The following is a 16,753-nucleotide window of genomic DNA, read 5'->3' on the forward strand; positions in this document are numbered from 1 at the left end:
GCGATGCGCGGCGCCAGGGACGCGAAAGCCATCGTCACGGCGCGACGACTTCCAGCGTGACGGTGTAGCTCATGCGGCGCTTGCTGGCCTTGGCCACGCTCGGCTTGTCGTCGGCCAGGCTGGCGTTGACCCAGTAGAAGCCGGCGACCGGCCAGGCGACGGTGAGCACGCCGTCACGGTCGGTGGTCAGCTCCTGCGCGTGGTCGGCCTCGCGATAGCGCTGGCCGCCCGGGATCACCGTGACCTTGAGATCGGGCGCGGGCTTGCCGTCCACCAGGAAGCGGAACTTGCCCGGCTCGTTGGCGACAAGATCGGTGGGGGGCGTGATCGGCACCATTTCCAGCCCCTTGCCGGTGGGCTTGAACAGGGTGTCGGTGGGCTCGCCCGCCGTGACGAAGAACTCGTTGCGGTTGTCCATCTGGGTGAGGTTGAGGTCGGTCGCGCCGGCGGGGATATCGTCCACGCTGGCGACCATGTGGCTGGGATCGATCATCCGGCGCGGGCCGCCTTCGCCCGGCCCCTCGCCGCCAGCCGGCGGTGTCGCGCCCATCGGCCGGCCGGCGGCGTTCGCCCCGGCTCCCGGACCGCCCGCACCCGCGCCACCGGCTCCGGGCCCGCCCGGCCCGCGACGGCGGCCGCCGACCATCCAGTCCTCGCCATTCACCTTGAAGCTGCCCATGACCGAGGACGATGCCATGCCGATGCGCCAGGTGCCCGGCTTGTCGATGGCGACATCGAAGGTGGTGCGATAGCGCCCCTTGCCCACGTTCTCGATCTTGCCCATCGAGCCGTCCGGCGCCCAGACCTGGATGCCATCGACATTCATCGGCGCATGGTCGGAAACGAAGGGATCGGTCGAGGCGCCGGCATCGACCGTCACCATCTGGGTCAGGTCGGACAGCACCGTGATCGACGGCAGCAGCCAGGCGCGGTGCGCGTGGGCGGGGGCGGAAACGGCCATGGTCGCGATCGCCGCCGCGAGGAGTGATTTTCTCAGCATGTTCTCAAGCCTTCAACGGAGGGAAACGGAAACCGCGCCAAGCTCGCTGCGGCCAGTGGCGGAAGCAGCGCGCACCGGCACGGTGAGCGGGACGGAAACCAGCTCGCGCCCGCCGTTCTCGCGCGCGGCTTCGACATAGACCACGTAGGAGCCGGGCTTGAGGTCGGCGGGCAGGGGAATGCGATAGGCGCCGGGCGCGCGCGTCGCGCCGCTCACGCCGTCGGCCGGCAGCTTCAGGCTGCGGCCGCCCTTGCGCCACCAGGTGCGCAAGTCCGAAAGCCACTTGGTGCCCGGCTCGTTGCCCTTCTTCTTGATGTCGTACCACACCGCCAGCGTGCGCGCCTGGCCGCCGCCGGCCGGCTCGATCCACGCGGCGACATAGGGCCGGTGGTATTCGGCCACGGACTTGGCGGGGATGGTGACGTTGAGCGTCGCGGCGGTCGCCGGAGCGGCCACGACACCGGCGGCAAGAGCAAGGCTTATGCGCATCGACGGGGAGTCCTTCATGGAAATGGGCACCTTCAGTGAATCAGGAACAGGGCGATGATGACCGGGATCGCGGTGCCGAGCGCGACGAGCGGCCAGGTGGAGGGCCGGTGCCGCGCGTGGATCTGCAACAGCAGCAACCCGGTGATGGTGAAGATCAGGCAGGCGACGGCGAAAACGTCGATGAACCAGAACCAGGCCGTGCCGGAGTTGCGGCCCTTGTGCAGGTCGTTGAGGTAGGAGATCCAGCCCCGGTCGGTATATTCGGCCTCGATGGCGCCGGTCGCCCGGTCAAGGCTGACCCAGGCGTCGCTGCCGGGGCCGGGCATGGCGACATAGACTTCCTCGTCCGACCATTCGCCCGGCCGGCCGGCGGGATCGAGCCCGACCAGTTCCTTGATCTTGCCGGCGACGGGGGCGGGAAGCGGCGCGTCGCTGGCGGGCGGGTTCGCCAGCAGGGGCAACTGCGCCGGGGGCAGCATGGCCTGGCGCGCGGTGACTTGCGGCGCGGCGCTGATCGTCGCGGCGTGGTTGAGCGTGATGCCGGTGATCGCGAACAGGAACATGCCGATCAGCGACACCGCGGCGCTGATCCAGTGCCAGGTGTGGAGCTGCTTCAGCCAGAACTGGCGGATCTTGCGGGGCTTGCGCGGCTTCACCTTCGGCGCGGCGGCCGGGGTGGGCGCGGACTTGGCGCGGAGCGGCGAATCCTCGTTCGCCACCGGCTCGCCATCCCCGCGACCAAGCACTTGCACCTGATCCAACTCTGTCTCCAAAAACCGCGCCATCGCCTGAAATTTCGCCCGCGATCCCGGCGGGCTTGCGGCCCTATGCACCTATTGAGAATTATTATCAAGAGCGATTGAGGGTCGCTCCTGGCCGGCGGGCGCGGGGTCGCCGCATGGCCAGGCCGCTGCCCCGATCCGCACGCCGCATCAACCGTTGAACGATTATCTCTTGCAATTGTCGCGACTCATTTGCATTAGCGCCATCATCGTAACTGCGAACCATTTGCAATAGGGGGAAACATGACTCGTCCGCTTTCGGCATCCACGCCTTCGTTCCTGGCGCTCAGCTGCATCGGCGCGATCGCCGTCGCCACGCCGGGCCACGCCCAGGAGACCGGACAGGGCCAGAAGCTTGGCGGCGTGACCGTCACCGACACGGCCATCACCGAGAACGAAGGGCGCCAGCAGGCCAGCCCGAAAGCGACGCGGCCGGTGCGCGATACGCCCCAGACCGTCACGATCCTGACCAACCAGGTGATCGAGCAGCAGAACCTGCTGACCTTGCGCGACGTGCTGTCCACCGTGCCCGGCATCACTTTCGGCGCCGGCGAAGGCGGCGGCGGCTATGGCGACAGCATCAACTTGCGCGGCTATTCGGCCAATACCGACATCACTGTCGATGGCGTGCGCGACAGCGCGCAGTACACCCGCACCGATCCCTTCAATCTTGAGCAGGTGGAAGTGACCAACGGCGCCAACTCGGCGGTCGCGGGTTCGGGCTCGGTCGGCGGGTCGATCAACCTCGTCACCAAGCGGCCGACGGCGGACACGCAAGTGATCGTCAACGGCGGCATCGGCACCGACAACTACTATCGCGGCACGATCGACGCCAATGTGCGCGCCAGCGATCTGATCGCCTTGCGCCTCAACGCCATGGCGCACCAGAACGACGTGCCTGGCCGCGACGTGGAGGATTACCAGCGCTGGGGCATCGCTCCGTCGGTGACGATCGGCATCGAAAGCCCGACCCGGCTGACGCTGCAATACCTGCACCAGCAGGACGAGAACATCCCGCAATACGGCGTGCCCTATTACATCAACGCGAGCTACAACGGGCCGATCCCCGGCGTTCACACCAGCGACTATTTCGGATCGCGCAATGTCGATACGCAGAAGATCAACGTCGATCAGCTGACCGCGACGTTCGAGCACGATTTTTCCGACCGGGTGAACATCCGCAACCTTTCGCGCTGGCAGGATGTCCAGCAGCTCACGCGCGTCAGCCCGCCGCAGGGCACCTATTGCCTGGCCTCGGGCCTGCTGCCCACCGGCGCGGCCTGCCCGGCGAGCACCCCGCCCGGATACTATCTGGCGAGCGGGCCGCGCGGCAACACGCGCGATTCGCGCAACCAGCTGATGTACAACCAGACCGACCTGAAGGCGGTGTTCGACACGGGCGGGCTGGAGCACACGCTGGTGCTTGGCGCGTCGGTCGCCTGGGAAAAGTACGGCCTGCTCACCGGCAACTGGGCGCGTAATGCCGATGGCACGGCCATCGCGGGCGGCTTCCCGCTGATCAACATCGCCAATCCCAACGAGGTGGTCGTCGGCCCGGCCGGCTTTGCCTATGGCAGCAACCTGTGGACCGGCCCGGTCAATTTCATCCCCACCGCCAAGCAGAACGGCGAGCTGGAAAACTACGCCGCCTACCTGTTCGATACCGTCAAGGTTTCCGAGCAGTTCGAGATCAACGGCGCCATCCGCTATGAAAAGAACAAGGGCTGGTACCGCAACGACACCGTCGCCCGCGCCACCGCGACGAGCGACGGCGATCGCACGATCGGCACCAAGTTCCACAACGATGACAACCTGTTCTCCTACCGCGTCGGGCTGGTCTACAAGCCGGTCGAGGCGGTGAGCGTCTATGCCGCCTACGGCAATGCCAAGACGCCGTCGAAAACCTCGGTCAACGGTTCGTGCGCGGCCGAAACCTGCAACGTGAAGCCCGAAAGCGCCAAGAACTATGAAGTCGGCGTCAAGGCAGAACTGGGATCGGGCGTGCTGCTCACCGCCGCGGTGTTCCGCAACGAGCGGGACCAGTACAAGGTGGCCTCGGTCGATCCGACCATCCCCGACCAGCAGCTTGACGGCAAGTCGCGCGTCAACGGCGTGGCGCTGAGCGCGTCGGGCCAGGTCACGTCCGCGCTGTCGATCACCGCGAATTACACCTATCTCGACAGCAAGGTCATCCGCAGCGTCGCCGACAACGCCCCTCCGGGCACGACGCCGCCCGCCGATGCCCAGGCCGGCAATCCGCTGACCAACGTGCCCAAGCATTCGGGCAGCCTGTTCGCGACTTATGCGTTCCCGTTCGGGCTGAAGGTCGGCTACGGCATGACCTACCAGGGCAGCTTCTACCTGAACAACGCGCTGACGACGCCGACGACGGTGCTCTACAAGGCGCCGGACTACATGATCCACAACGCCTATCTGGCCTATGATTTCACCGACAACATCTCGGCCCAGATCAACGTCAAGAACTTCACCGACAAGGTCTATTACACGCGCATCCGCAACAACGGCTGGGCGACCACGGGTGAGCGGCGCTCGGCGGTGCTGACGGTGGCCTACAAGTTCTGATCGATACCTTCCGGCCGGTCCCACCGGCTGGTCGGAAGGTTCGGGCGGGGCGGCGAAATCGTCGCCCCGCCCGGAATGTTTGATCGGGATCAAAGCTGGGGCAACGGATTAATGCGATTGCCTCGCAATAGGACATCCGGTAGAGGCGAGACTCGCGGATCATCGAGGGGTGCAATGTCGTGCTGCTGACGGCGGACAAGGCTTACGAGGAACTGGAAGCGGAACACCTGGCCTTGCCGGGCGGGCCCGCCGCCGCGCCGTTCCCGGCCCCCTCGACGGTCGAAGCGCCGGCCCGCTATGGCGAGGGGCGCCGGTTCAACCCCGTCGCCATCGCGCTCACGGTGCTGTTCCATGCCGTGCTGATCTTCGTTGTCGTGCAGGTTCGCCAGCAGGCGACGCACGAGCAGCGCCAGCGGCTGACCGTGGTCGATCTCACCGCGCCGCCGCCTCCACCCCCTGCGGCGACCCGGCCGCCCGAGCCCAAGTCCGCCGTGGCCGCGCCCGTGCCGCTGGTGCAGGCGCCCCGCCCGGCGCCGCAGATCACGCTCACGCCTGCTCCCGTGGCGCCTTCCGCCCCCTCGGTGGTGGCCGCGCCGCCCGCCCCGGCGGCGGCGCCGGGCCCGCCCGCGCCCCCGGCGCCGCCCAGCCCGGTGGAAGCCAGCAACCTGGGCACGCGGATGATCTCCGCCCCGCCGCCGCGCTATCCGCTGGAAAGCCGCCGCCAGCGCGAGCAGGGCACGGTCGTCCTGGCGCTGACGCTCGATCTCAACGGCAGCGTCGCGACGATCGCGATCGCGCACAGCAGCGGCTTCCCGCGCCTTGACGAAGCGGCGCTGCGCGCGGTGCGCAAGTGGCGCTGGGCGCCCACCGTGCGCGATGGCCAGCCGGTGATGGTGCGCGGGCAAGTCGAAATCCCGTTCATGCTGCAAGGCTGATGGCCGCCACGGCCCGACTGGCGCATCCGCGTGGCCATGCGATCCCTCGCGGGCAAGGGGGCATCGGCGCATGATGCTGACAGTGCCGGGGCTGCTTTCGCCCGAAGACGTGGCCGAATGCCGCGCGGCGCTGGAAGGCGCGGCCTGGGTCGACGGGCGCGTCACCGCCGGCCATCAGGCGGTCGGCGTCAAGACCAACCGGCAACTCGCGCTCGACGATCCGGTGACGCGCCGGCTGGGCGATCTGCTGCTGCGCCGGCTGGAACAGTGCCCGCTCTACATCGCCTCGGTGCTGCCGCTGCGCGTGCTGCCGCCGCGCTTCAACCGCTATGAGGGCGAAGGCGCCTATGGCAGCCACATCGACAACGCCTTGCAGCAGAACCACCTGACCGGGCTCTACGTGCGCACCGACGTTTCCTGCACCGTGTTCTTCAGCGATCCCGATGAATACGAGGGCGGCGATCTGGTGGTGGAAGACAGCTATGGCGAGCATCGCGTCAAGCTGCCGGCGGGCGATATGGTGATCTATCCGGGCACCAGCCACCACCGGGTGACGCCGGTGACGCAAGGCGTGCGCTTCGCCTCGTTCTTCTGGACGCAGAGCCTGGTCGGGTCGGAGATCGCGCGGCGCACGCTGTTCGAGCTGGACAGCGCGATCCAGCGGCTGACCGCCGATCATCCGGGCCATGCCTCGATCGCGGCGCTGACGGGGGTCTATCACAACCTGCTGCGCCAGTGGTCGGCCCCATGACCGGCCCGGCGCCGCTGCCCCCGCTCACCATGATTCCCGACAGCCTGCGGAGCCTGCGCGACTATGAGCGCCAGGCCGAGGCGCATATGCCCGCCGCGTCGTGGCGCCATGTCCAGTCGGGTGCGGGGGCGGAGACCACGCTGGCGGCCAACCGCGCGCAGTTCGATCGCCATCGCCTGGTACCGCGCGCGCTGGCCGACATGCGCGGCGCGACGACCGGGCTGGACCTGTTCGGCCTGCGCCACGCGGCGCCGATCCTGCTCGCGCCCGTCGCCTATCACCGCCTGGCCCACCCGGACGGCGAGCTGGCGACCGTGAGCGCGGCCACCGCGCTCGAAACCACGATGGTGGTCAGCACCTTGTCGAGCGTCCCGCTGGAAGACATCGCCGCGCGCGCCCGCGCGGTGGCGAGCGAGCTGGCCATGGCGCCGCCGCCGCTGTGGTTCCAGCTCTATCTCCAGCCGGACCGGGGCCACACCGCCGAACTGGTGCGGCGGGCCGAAGCGGCAGGCTATCAGGTGCTGGTCTTCACCGTCGATGCCGGGGTGAAGCGATCGGGCTTCGCCTTGCCGCCGGGGGTGGATGCGGCCAACTTGCGCGGAATGCCGGTGCTGTCGCAGAGCGCCAGCGTGGCAGGCGGGCGGATGATTTTCGGCACCGCGCTGCTCGATGCCGCGCCCACCTGGGAAAGCCTTGACTGGCTGCGCGGCATCACCCGCTTGCCGATCGTGGTGAAGGGCCTGCTCTCGCCGGCGGATGCGCGCATGGCCGCCGGGCGGGGCGCCGACGGGATCATCGTGTCGAACCACGGCGGCCGCGTGCTCGATGGCCTGGCCACGCCGCTCGACGTGCTGCCGGCGATGGCCGAGGCGGTGGACGGCAAAGTACCGCTGCTGCTCGACAGCGGCGTGCGCGAGGCGACCGACGTGCTCAAGGCCCTGGCGCTCGGCGCGCGGGCGGTGCTGATCGGGCGCCCGCAGATCCACGCGCTGGCGGTGGCCGGGATGCAGGGCGTGGCCCACGCGCTGCACATCCTGCGCACCGAGCTGGAACTGGCCATGGCGCAAGTGGGCTGCCCCTCGCTCGCCGCGATCGCGCGCGGGGATCTGCTGATGGGTAGCGGTTCGAACGCCTGAAGCATCTGTGAAAGTCCGATCCAGCGGCGCCGCATCCTCGCCGGGGGATCAGGCTCTACGCCACCGCCTCGACCGGCGGCGCTTCGCGCCAGCCGTTCGCCAGGATCAGCAGCCCGGCGATGCCGGCCAGGAACGTGGGCAGCACATAGACCAGCCGGATAACCTCCTGCGCGCCCAGGCTGGCCGGCGCGCCCGGAACGAAGCCGGCCGTCGCCAGTATCCACAGCGCCGCGCCCACGCCCAGGCTGGAAGCAAGCTTCAGCGTGACGTTGAAGAACGCGTAATAGCTGCCTGAACGGCGCATCCCGCTGGCCGCGTCCCGGCCCGAGATGTCGGCCACCATCGAGCGCAGCAGCATATAGTCGCCGCCAAAGCAGGCGCTGCGCACCAGCATGTAGATCGCCAGCGGCGCCAGTCCGCCCGTCGGCAGCAGCAGCGCCAGCGGCGCGGCCAGGGCTTGCCAGGCGAACACCCCCATCAGCGTGCGCCGCTTGCCCAGCCGGCGGCTGGCCTGCGCCCAGAGCGGCAGCGTGACCAGGCCGACCAGTGCGGGGATCAGCATCAGCGTGCTGCCCCAGCCGTTCAGCCCCAGCACTTGCTCGACAAAGAAGAAGAACGTGCCGCTGCTCGATGCATCGGCCAGCCCGACCAGCGCGTAAAGCGCCAGCACGATGGCCAGTTCGCGATCCTTCAGGATCGCCCCGAACAGGCGGAACGGGCCGACCGCGCGCGCCGCCGCCGCGCGATCGCTGGGCGGTTCGGGAATGAAGCGCAGCACCAGCAGCACCGAGAGCGGCGCCAGCAGGATCAGCAGCAGCCCCATCGCGCCCACCTGCTCGGCCCGGCCGGCACCGAAGCCGCGTTCCAGGATGCTGGGCAGCAGGATGGTCAGCGGCATACCGGCGGCGGCGAACCAGATCTTGGCCCCCATGATCCGCGTACGCTCGTGATAGTCGCGCGCGATCTCCAGCCCCCAGCCGCCATGCGGGGTCAGCATCAGCGAATAGCCGAAATGCATGACCAGGCACCAGCCCGCCAGCGTGGTGATGCCGATGCCCGGCGCGGCGAAGAACACTTGCCAGGTGCCGATCATGACCAGCGGCACGCCCGCCACCATCCACGGCCGGCGCTGGCCGAAGCGGGTGGGGAAGCGATCGCTGGCCCAGCCGATCGGCGGATCGACCACCGTATCGAACAGGCGGATCGCCATCAGCAGCGTGCCCACCGCCGCCAGCGGCAGGCCCAGCGTTTCGGAAAAGAACGACGGCAGATAGATGCGCCAGGGCAGCTCGATCGCCTGGAACAGCACGACCGGCAGCGAAAAGACCGTTAGCTGGGCCCAGGTCAGCCGCTCACTGCGATGCTCGTTCATGGCGTCTCCGCTGGTCCGCAACAGACCCGTTCCGCCATATGGCCGGTTTTCTAAGTTTCGATGACGGCCGGCCGGAACCCGGCTGAAGCGAGCGATGCGCGGGGAAAGCGGCGAGAGGCTCAGCCGCTTTCGGGGCCCAGCAGTTCCAGCAGGCGGACCATGCTGTCGCGCGCGTGGCCGCGCGCCGCTTCGGGCGCGATTCCCACGGCGGCGCGCCTTTGCCCGCTGCCCAGGCCCGAGAAAAGCGCCGCGTCGAGCGGGGAGACCGCGCAACCGGGGCCGAGCAGCGCTTCGAGCAGCCCCCGGCTGGTCTGCCCGCGCAGATAGCGCAACTGGGCGGAAAGCGGCTTGAGCCCCGGATCGCGCGCCACCGCGATCAGCAGTTCGTCAAAGGCCAGCAGCCGGTCGGTCGGCGCGGTCTGGTCCACCAGCTTGTCGATCAGGCGGATACCGTGCTCCTCGATCGTCCGGGTGACGTGCTCTTGTGGCGTGAACGGCAGCACCCGGCGGTAGATCATCTCGAAGGCCGCGCGCAACAGTTCCGCGCTGGTGCGGAAATTGTAGGAGACGACGCCCAGCGACAGCCCGGCCTGCCTGGCCACGGCCCGATGGGTGAGCCCGGAAACGCCGAGTTCGGCTACCGTGTCGGCGGCGGCGGCGGCGACCTGTTCGGGCACCACGCCGCTGATCGAGAGCGCGGGCATCAGCCGGCTCGCCTCGGTCCGCGCGAAACGCCGCCATGGTCCTTCGTCGACCAGCCTTCCGGCCAGCCATTCGCCCCAGCCCCGGCAGGTCTCTTCCAGGCAGGCGCGATCGACCGCCCGGCGCCATTGCGTCAGGTGCAGCAGGCTTTCGCCGTCGAACAAGTGGTACGTCAACTCGCCATGCTCGGGAAGGCCGCAGCGCGCGCAGACGTTCTGCCAGAATCCCTGCCAGAGCGCTTGCCAGCGCTGGAGCGCGGGCATGTAGCGCGCATCGCGCGCGGCCATGATCTGGCATTCGCGCCAGGCGAAGGCGAGCCGCCGGTGCGCGTGCGACCAATCGTCGATCAGCGCGGCCATCAGCGCGGGCAGCGCTTCGGCGCCCAGCGCGCCGGCATCGGCGAAGGTATCGAGATGGGCCGCGCACCATTGCTCGGCGGCGGCGCGGGCGCTGTCCTGTGCGGCGAAAAACAAGCGTTCCATATCACCGAAGTGGTAATAGATGCTCGAAACCGGCAGCCCGGTCGCCTGGGCGACCGAGCGGACCGAGGTGCCGGCATTGCCGTGGGTTTCCCAGATCGCCAGAACCGTCTGAATCAGCCGGTCGGGTGACGGGATTTCCTTGGATTCACTGGATACGGCCGCGTCTTTCACCGAATCTCTCCGCATGGCGTCCTGCGCCGGTTGTTCGCCGCGCAATCCCAAAGACATAGCCGATTGCGGCCCGGATGGAATCGCTGATTGATGACAGTTCGATGATACAGACGTCACAGAGGTGAAATACAAACGCTCCACATGTCCGCCCGAATCAAACATCAGGGGGGCTTTATGAACACCTTCAATTCGCGTGAATTCCGTGCTTTCATCCTTGCCGGCGGCGCCTTGCTCGCGGGCGTTCCGCTCATGCCGGCACAGGCGCAGACCGCCGCGCCCGATGCGGCGCAGGCTCCGGCCGAGGACGAGGGCAATGGCCTGGGCGACATCGTCGTCACCGCGCAGAAGCGCGAGACCAACCTGCAGCGTACGCCGGTCGCCATCTCGGTGCTGAGCGGCGAGGATCTGAAGAACCGGGGCGTCGTCAGCCTCAAGAGCCTGATGGACGGTGCCGTGCCCTCGCTGCGCATCGCCCCGTTCGCCTCGCGCAATTCGGCGCTCACCGTCGGCATCCGCGGCATCGTGCCGTTCGACGCCAACCAGCCCAGCCGCGATGCGGGCGTGGGCGTCTATATCGACGGCATCTACCTCGGCCGTTCGCAGGGCCTGGGCGCGGCGCTTTACGATATCGAGCGGATCGAGGTGCTCAAGGGCCCGCAAGGCACGCTGTTCGGCCGCAACTCCACCGGCGGCGCGCTCAGCATCGTCACGCGCAAGCCTTCGGGCGAATTCCACCTGACGCAGACCGGCGGCATCAGCAACTACAACGGCTACAAGGTCGAAACCCATCTCGACCTGCCCAGCTTCGCCAATGTCAGCGTCAAGCTCGACGCCATCATCACCAAGCGCGACGGCACGCTGGACAACCCGATGGAGGGCGAGGAAGACTATAACCAGAACGACCAGCGCGGCCTGCACGTGGGCGTGCTGTGGGAACCTTCGGACAGCTTCAGCGCGCTGTATGACTTCGATGTCTCGCGCGATGCCAGCACGCCTTACTACATGCAGGTGCTGGCCAAATCGCCGATGATCCCGTTCGCCGACATGGCCAAGGTCCAGCCCGATCGCGTCAAGGTGGCCGATATCGGCGTGCCCGAGCAGGTCAGCCTGGGCCGCACGCATGGCCATGCGCTGCACCTTGACTGGACGGTGGCGGACGGCATCCACGTCCGCTCGATCTCCTCGTACCGCAAGCTCAGCCAGGACCAGTACGACAACGGCGGCGCGCACCAGGGCGCTTTCGGCCCGAACGCGAACTTCGCCCGCTACAGCCTCGCCGATCTGCACCAGGAGCAATACAGCCAGGAACTGCAAGTGGTGGGCACGCTGTCCCGCCTCGATTTCGTGGCCGGCGCCTACTACTATCACGAGAAGGGCGATGACTGGGCCTGGGCGCCCTACACCATGCGCTGGGGCGCCACGCCGGCCGATGCGCCCACGCGCCTGCCCACGCTGCAGGCCGGCCAGGTCAGCCCTTATCCCGACCGGGCGAGCGACGCGGTGGCCACCAGCTTCGCGCTCTATGGCCAGGCCACCTGGACGCCCGCGCTGCTCAACGATGCGCTGCACCTGACCGCCGGCGCGCGCTATACCCGCGACAAGAAGCACGGCGATCTGTTCAAGGTGAACGGCGTCGACACCAATTTCGCGTTCCGCATTTCCAGCAGCCGGGTGGACCCCACGTTCACCCTTGCCTTCGATGCCAGCGAGAACATCCACCTCTATGCCAAGTGGGGCACGGCCTACCGCGCGGGCGGCGCGAACTCGCGCTCGATCACGTACCGCGCTTATGATCCCGAGGAAGTCGAGACGTCCGAACTGGGCTTCAAGGGCGAGTTCTTCGATCGCCACGTCCGCCTGAACCTGGCCGCGTTCAAGACGATCTACAAGGACCAGCAGATCGATTTCAACGCCGTGCTTTCCGCGGTTCCCGGCGGGCCGACCCGCACCACGATCGAAACGGTCAACGCCAAGGGCAACGGCACGATCAAGGGCGTGGAAGCCGATCTGACGATCGCGCCGCTGGAAGGGCTGACGCTGACCGCCAGCTATGCCTATACCAAGGGCGATCTGGAAAAGGCGGGCAATCCGTTCAAGAACAATGCGCTGGAAAACGTGTTCCTGGTCTACACGCCCGAGAACGCCTACAGCGCGGCGATCGACTACAGCCTGCCGCTCGGCGGCGCGACGCTGCGCGCGCATGTCGATGCCGCCGGTGGCGATGGCTATCACTCGCAATCGAGCGATCTGGTGCTGACCGACAAGTCGTTCATCGTCAACGGCCGTCTCTCGCTGGCCGACATCGCGCTGAACGACGCGGCCGACCTGCAGATCTCCGCCTGGTCGCGCAACCTGTTCAACGAACAGCACACCTTCTTCAAGACCGGCACGGCGCAATCGCTCCAGCTTGGCATCTATAACGAGCCGCGCACTTACGGCATCGAGGCGACAGTCCGCTTCTGACGGACAGAACAAGGAGAACCGCCATGAAACGCATCACGTTACTGACAGCGCTGCCGCTGCTGGCGATGCTCGCGGCGCCCGCCGCCTTCGCCGGCACGATCGCCAGCCCCACGGTCGAGCGCGTCGCGCCCGACAGGCTGGTGCTGCGCTGGAACGACAAGGACCCGGTCGACGTGCTTCAGGCCGATCGGCCGGATGCCGATGCCGCCAGCGCCACCGTGGTTTCCGCCAGGGACCGCGACGGCACCCACGAAGTGGCCTTCGCGCCCGGCGCCGCGCGCCCCTATTTCCTGCTGCGCGATAGCCGCAGCGGCGAAGTGGTGCACCTGGCCGAGCGAGTCCTGCCCTTGCAGCAGGGCTCCAACTTCCGCGATGTCGGCGGCTATCCGGCGGCGGGCGGCAAGCACGTGCGCTGGGGCATGATCTTCCGTTCGGGCGGCCAGCCGATGCTGACCGCGGCGGACGTGAAGGAGGTCAAGCAACTGGGCATCGCCAACCTGATCGACTTGCGCTCGGACGAGGAACGCGTGCTGGCGCCCACCAAGCTGGATGGCATTCCCTATAACGCCATCGGCTATTCGATGGCCGAGATCATGGCCAACATGACGCAAGTGGGCAAGAACCCGGCCAATCCGATGCAGGGCATGGAAAACGGCTACCGCGCCTTTCCCGCCCAGCTTGCGCCGCATGTCCGCCTCGTGTTCCGCAAGCTGCTGGCGAAGGAGGGGCCGGTCCTGTACAATTGCTCGGCCGGGCAGGACCGCACGGGCTTCACCACCGCCATGATCCTGAGCGCGCTGGGCGTGCCGCGCGAGACGATCTATGCGGACTACGTGCTGTCCACGCCTTCGCGCCAGCCCCGCTGGGAACTGCCCGAGATCAGCGATGCGATGGCCGGAACCAATCCTATCGCCGGCTTCTTCGCCAAGTTCCAGAAAGACCCGGCGGCGGCCAAGGCGATGCCGCTGGTGACGCAGGACGGGACGCCGTTCCTCGCCTTCGCCCTGGCCGAGATCGACAGCCGCTGGGGCTCGGTCGATGCCTATCTCGAAAAGGAGATCGGCCTGACCGGCGCGGACATCGCCGCGCTGCGCGCGACTTATCTGGAATAGCGCAGACGCGGCCGCCGGGGCCGGACGTGCCCGGTCCCGGCGGTCAGGAAGACCGCGCCACCGGCTGGCGCCGGGGCGCGGCCGCCTTGCCGATCTCGTTTCCGACCACCCGGTTGCGGCCGCCACGCTTGGCCTCGTACAAATGGAGGTCGGCGTGGTGCACCAGTTCGACCACGTTCGCGCCGTCATCGGGCGCGGTGGCGACGCCGATGCTGACGGTGGGCGGCTGGTCCAGCGTGCCTTCGAACGCGGCGGGAACCGCCTGGCGCAGCCGCTCGGCATGGGCCAGCGCGGTTTCGTGCGGCATCCCTTCGCACAGGACGATGAATTCCTCCCCGCCATAGCGGAAGACATGATCGTCAGAGCGGATCGAGCCTTTCAGCGCGGCGGCGATGCGGCGCAGCGCCTCGTCGCCCATGACATGGCCGTGGCGATCGTTGATCGCCTTGAAGTGATCGACATCGATGATGGCCAGGCTCAGCGGCCGGCGCTCGGCCAGCGCGCGGGCGATGCCGGCTTCGGCGATCGTCTCGAACCGCTTGCGATCGCCCACGCCGGTCAGCGCGTCGATGCCGCTCTGCTCGACCAGCGCCTCGTAGCGGTGCCGGTAGGTCAGCTTGCCGAACAGGTCGGACATGGGCTCGTTGCTGTCGGCCGCAGGCGTGACCGCTTCCACATGCTTCAGGTAGAAGCCGAGCAGCGCGCTATAGACCAGCGCCGCGGCGACTTTCGCCAGCCAGCCGCCCCACAGCGCCATTGGCGGCGCCGCCGTGACAAGGTGCAGGCCGGTGAAGAACAGCACCTGATCGAAGCTCAGCGTGGCGATCAGCGCCAGCGACGCGCGCACCCAGAAGCGATCGGCCAGCCATTGGCCCAGCCGCTCATACAGCAGGATCAGGCCGATGCTGTCGACGAACAGCAGCGCCGTGCCCCAGACCATCAGCGCGCCAAGCTGGCTGAGCAGGTGCAGGTCCGGGTTGTAGCCGGGCATCGCCACGGGCGAATAGAGCCGCAGGATCGCCGCCAGCGCGACCATCAGGCAATTGCCGACCAGCAGGCCATAGATCGGCTGGCGCACGGTTTCGGCATCGGCCTTGATATAGAGCAGCAGGATCATCGCCAGCTTGCCGGTGAACATCACCGTGGAACCGGGCGAGATCAGGCCGAATGGCAGGCGGATGAAGAACACCGCCGCCAGATAGGTTTCGAGAAAATGCATGACGCCGATGGCGCAGACGAACACGCCGATGCCAAGCTGGGCCCGCAGCCGCAGGAGCAGAGCCATCACTCCGAAATAGAGGAGAGCCTGGGCGAGAAGGAACAGGGCGCCGATCATGCTTAACCACGGTTTAAAGCGACGCTCTGCGATGCCATCTGCCTGCCCTTTGGGCAATCGGCACGCCCGGTTTTTTCGCTGGTAACGCTTGACCGGGGATTTCTTGCCACAAATCCGGGGCGCCGGAACGGGATCGGCGCGCGGTGCAGCGGCTGTCGGGCTAGGACCGGATCGCCTCGATCGCCCTGGCCAGCGCGTCCATCTCGGCAAAGGTGTTGAACAGGGCGGGGGTCACGCGCACGCAGGCGCCGTTGTGGACGCCGCCGCGCTGGACGGTGAAGATGCGGTGCGCTTCGAGCAGGCGCTGGACGATCTGCTCGTTTTCCGCGCCGCTGGTGCGGCCGGTCAGGCGAAACGAGGTGATGGCGCCGTGGAGCGCGGGGTCGTCGGGCGTCAGGATCTCCACGCCGGCGATGCCCCGCGCGCGCGCCACCCAGCGGTCGCGCAGCGCGCGCAGGCGGGCGGCCTTGCGGGCCGATCCGATCCGCTCGTGGAAATCGATCGCCGCGGGCACCGCCAGCAGGGCGGCGGCGTTCACCGTGCCGGTATGCACGCGCTCGCCCAGGGTGTCGCGCGATGCCATGTCGCTGGCCAGATCGTGGTCGATCCGATCAAGCGCTTGCCCGCGAATATGCACGATGCCCACGCCGAGCGGCGCGGTCAGCCATTTGTGGCCGTTGAGGCCGACGAAGTCGCAATCGAGATCGGGCAGGGCGAAGTCGATCTGGCACCAGCTGTGCGCGGCATCGACAATGGCGTCTATGCCGCGCGCGCGGGCCATGGCGGCGATCTCGCGCACCGGAATGACCAGCCCCGTCCGGTGGCCGAGATGGGTCAGCAGCACCAGCCGGATGCGCGGGTTGGCTTCGAACGCCTGGGCATAGGCGTCGATCAGCGCCTGACGGCTGGCCGGCTCGGGCAAGGCGATCCGCACCACGCTGGCGCCGTGGCGCCGGGCCAGCCGATCCATGCAGTTCTGCATCGCGTCGTAATCGAGATCGGCATAAAGCACCGCGTCGCCCGCTTGCAGGCGGTTGTAGCCGCCGATCAGGGCCTTGAGCGCTTCGGTCGCGTTGCGGGTGAAGGCGATCTCGCCGGGCGGAACCCCCAGCATGGCCGCCAGCCGCTCCTGCACGGCGCGCATGTCGCGCCCCATACCCCGCCGCGCGTAATAGCTCGTATCGCGGTTCACCCGCGCGGTCTCTTCCAGATAGCGCGCCTGGACCGGGCGGGGCATCATGCCCCAGTTCCCGTTCTCCAGCTGGATGACTTCGCGCGTGACATCGTATTGCGCGGCGATCTCGCGCCAGAACGCGTCGTCACCGGCGCCGGACCCGGTGGCCGGCCCCGCGAGCGTCGGGGAGGCGGCGAACGCGTTCGCCACTGGCGCCGTGGCGGCGCCGATCAGCAAAGTGCGACGATCGACCTGCATGGTTGCC

13 protein-coding genes are annotated in these 16,753 nt (G+C 68.0%); 6 read left to right on the plus strand and 7 right to left on the minus strand.

Annotation, left to right across the window (positions count from 1 at the left end; translation table 11 throughout):
- Positions 1–34 precede the first annotated feature (34 nt).
- From PYV00_RS07175 to PYV00_RS07185, 3 genes are read right to left on the minus strand one after another with little or no spacing between them, the layout of a single operon-like run.
- Complete coding sequence (locus PYV00_RS07175) at positions 35–1,000, minus strand: DUF4198 domain-containing protein (RefSeq protein ID WP_275227593.1); 966 nt, start codon at positions 998–1,000, stop codon at positions 35–37.
- 12 nt (positions 1,001–1,012) lie between these two features.
- Entirely contained in the window at positions 1,013–1,507 is a 495-nt protein-coding gene (locus PYV00_RS07180; protein ID WP_275227594.1) for a DUF2271 domain-containing protein, read from the minus strand.
- Positions 1,508–1,521: 14 nt separating this feature from the next.
- Positions 1,522–2,145 carry a PepSY-associated TM helix domain-containing protein gene (locus PYV00_RS07185; RefSeq protein ID WP_275227699.1) on the minus strand — a complete coding sequence of 208 codons (624 nt, stop codon included), beginning with the start codon at positions 2,143–2,145 and terminating at the stop codon, positions 1,522–1,524.
- Between the two features lie 369 nt (positions 2,146–2,514).
- Here PYV00_RS07185 and PYV00_RS07190 point away from each other — a divergent pair, with 369 nt between their 5' ends.
- The 4 genes from PYV00_RS07190 to PYV00_RS07205 all read left to right on the plus strand — a co-directional run bounded on the left by PYV00_RS07190 (position 2,515) and on the right by PYV00_RS07205 (position 7,676).
- The gene (locus tag PYV00_RS07190; RefSeq protein ID WP_275227595.1) at positions 2,515–4,854 is read left to right on the plus strand and encodes a TonB-dependent receptor; all 2,340 of its coding nucleotides are present in this window, start codon (positions 2,515–2,517) and stop codon (positions 4,852–4,854) included.
- Between the two features lie 179 nt (positions 4,855–5,033).
- Positions 5,034–5,789 carry an energy transducer TonB gene (locus PYV00_RS07195; protein ID WP_275227596.1) on the plus strand — a complete coding sequence of 252 codons (756 nt, stop codon included), beginning with the start codon at positions 5,034–5,036 and terminating at the stop codon, positions 5,787–5,789.
- A 70-nt stretch (positions 5,790–5,859) separates the two neighbouring features.
- Entirely contained in the window at positions 5,860–6,540 is a 681-nt protein-coding gene (locus PYV00_RS07200; protein ID WP_275227597.1) for a Fe2+-dependent dioxygenase, read from the plus strand.
- Positions 6,537–7,676: an alpha-hydroxy acid oxidase gene (locus tag PYV00_RS07205; protein ID WP_275227598.1), complete on the plus strand. Its 1,140-nt coding sequence runs from the start codon at positions 6,537–6,539 to the stop codon at positions 7,674–7,676. The genes PYV00_RS07200 and PYV00_RS07205 overlap by 4 nt, the downstream gene beginning before the upstream one ends.
- Positions 7,677–7,731: 55 nt before the next feature.
- Here PYV00_RS07205 and PYV00_RS07210 read toward each other — a convergent pair whose 3' ends face one another.
- Both PYV00_RS07210 and PYV00_RS07215 read right to left on the minus strand, forming a co-directional pair.
- Positions 7,732–9,048: an MFS transporter gene (locus PYV00_RS07210; RefSeq protein WP_275227599.1), complete on the minus strand. Its 1,317-nt coding sequence runs from the start codon at positions 9,046–9,048 to the stop codon at positions 7,732–7,734.
- A gap of 119 nt (positions 9,049–9,167) precedes the next feature.
- Positions 9,168–10,403 (minus strand): TetR/AcrR family transcriptional regulator, encoded by a 1,236-nt coding sequence (locus PYV00_RS07215; protein ID WP_275227600.1) that lies wholly within the window; start codon positions 10,401–10,403, stop codon positions 9,168–9,170.
- Positions 10,404–10,577: 174 nt separating this feature from the next.
- Here PYV00_RS07215 and PYV00_RS07220 point away from each other — a divergent pair, with 174 nt between their 5' ends.
- Both PYV00_RS07220 and PYV00_RS07225 read left to right on the plus strand, forming a co-directional pair.
- Positions 10,578–12,866, plus strand: coding sequence for a TonB-dependent receptor (locus PYV00_RS07220; protein ID WP_275227601.1), 2,289 nt, complete (start codon positions 10,578–10,580; stop codon positions 12,864–12,866).
- 23 nt (positions 12,867–12,889) lie between these two features.
- The gene (locus tag PYV00_RS07225; RefSeq protein ID WP_275227602.1) at positions 12,890–13,978 is read left to right on the plus strand and encodes a tyrosine-protein phosphatase; all 1,089 of its coding nucleotides are present in this window, start codon (positions 12,890–12,892) and stop codon (positions 13,976–13,978) included.
- Between the two features lie 43 nt (positions 13,979–14,021).
- Here PYV00_RS07225 and PYV00_RS07230 read toward each other — a convergent pair whose 3' ends face one another.
- Entirely contained in the window at positions 14,022–15,314 is a 1,293-nt protein-coding gene (locus PYV00_RS07230) for a GGDEF domain-containing protein (protein WP_275227603.1), read from the minus strand.
- A gap of 160 nt (positions 15,315–15,474) precedes the next feature.
- Positions 15,475–16,746 carry an aminotransferase class V-fold PLP-dependent enzyme gene (locus PYV00_RS07235; RefSeq protein WP_275227604.1) on the minus strand — a complete coding sequence of 424 codons (1,272 nt, stop codon included), beginning with the start codon at positions 16,744–16,746 and terminating at the stop codon, positions 15,475–15,477.
- Between the last annotated feature and the right edge of the window lie 7 nt (positions 16,747–16,753).

It is taken from the genome of Novosphingobium album (ex Liu et al. 2023) (assembly GCF_029076845.1).
Taxonomy (GTDB): domain Bacteria; phylum Pseudomonadota; class Alphaproteobacteria; order Sphingomonadales; family Sphingomonadaceae; genus Novosphingobium.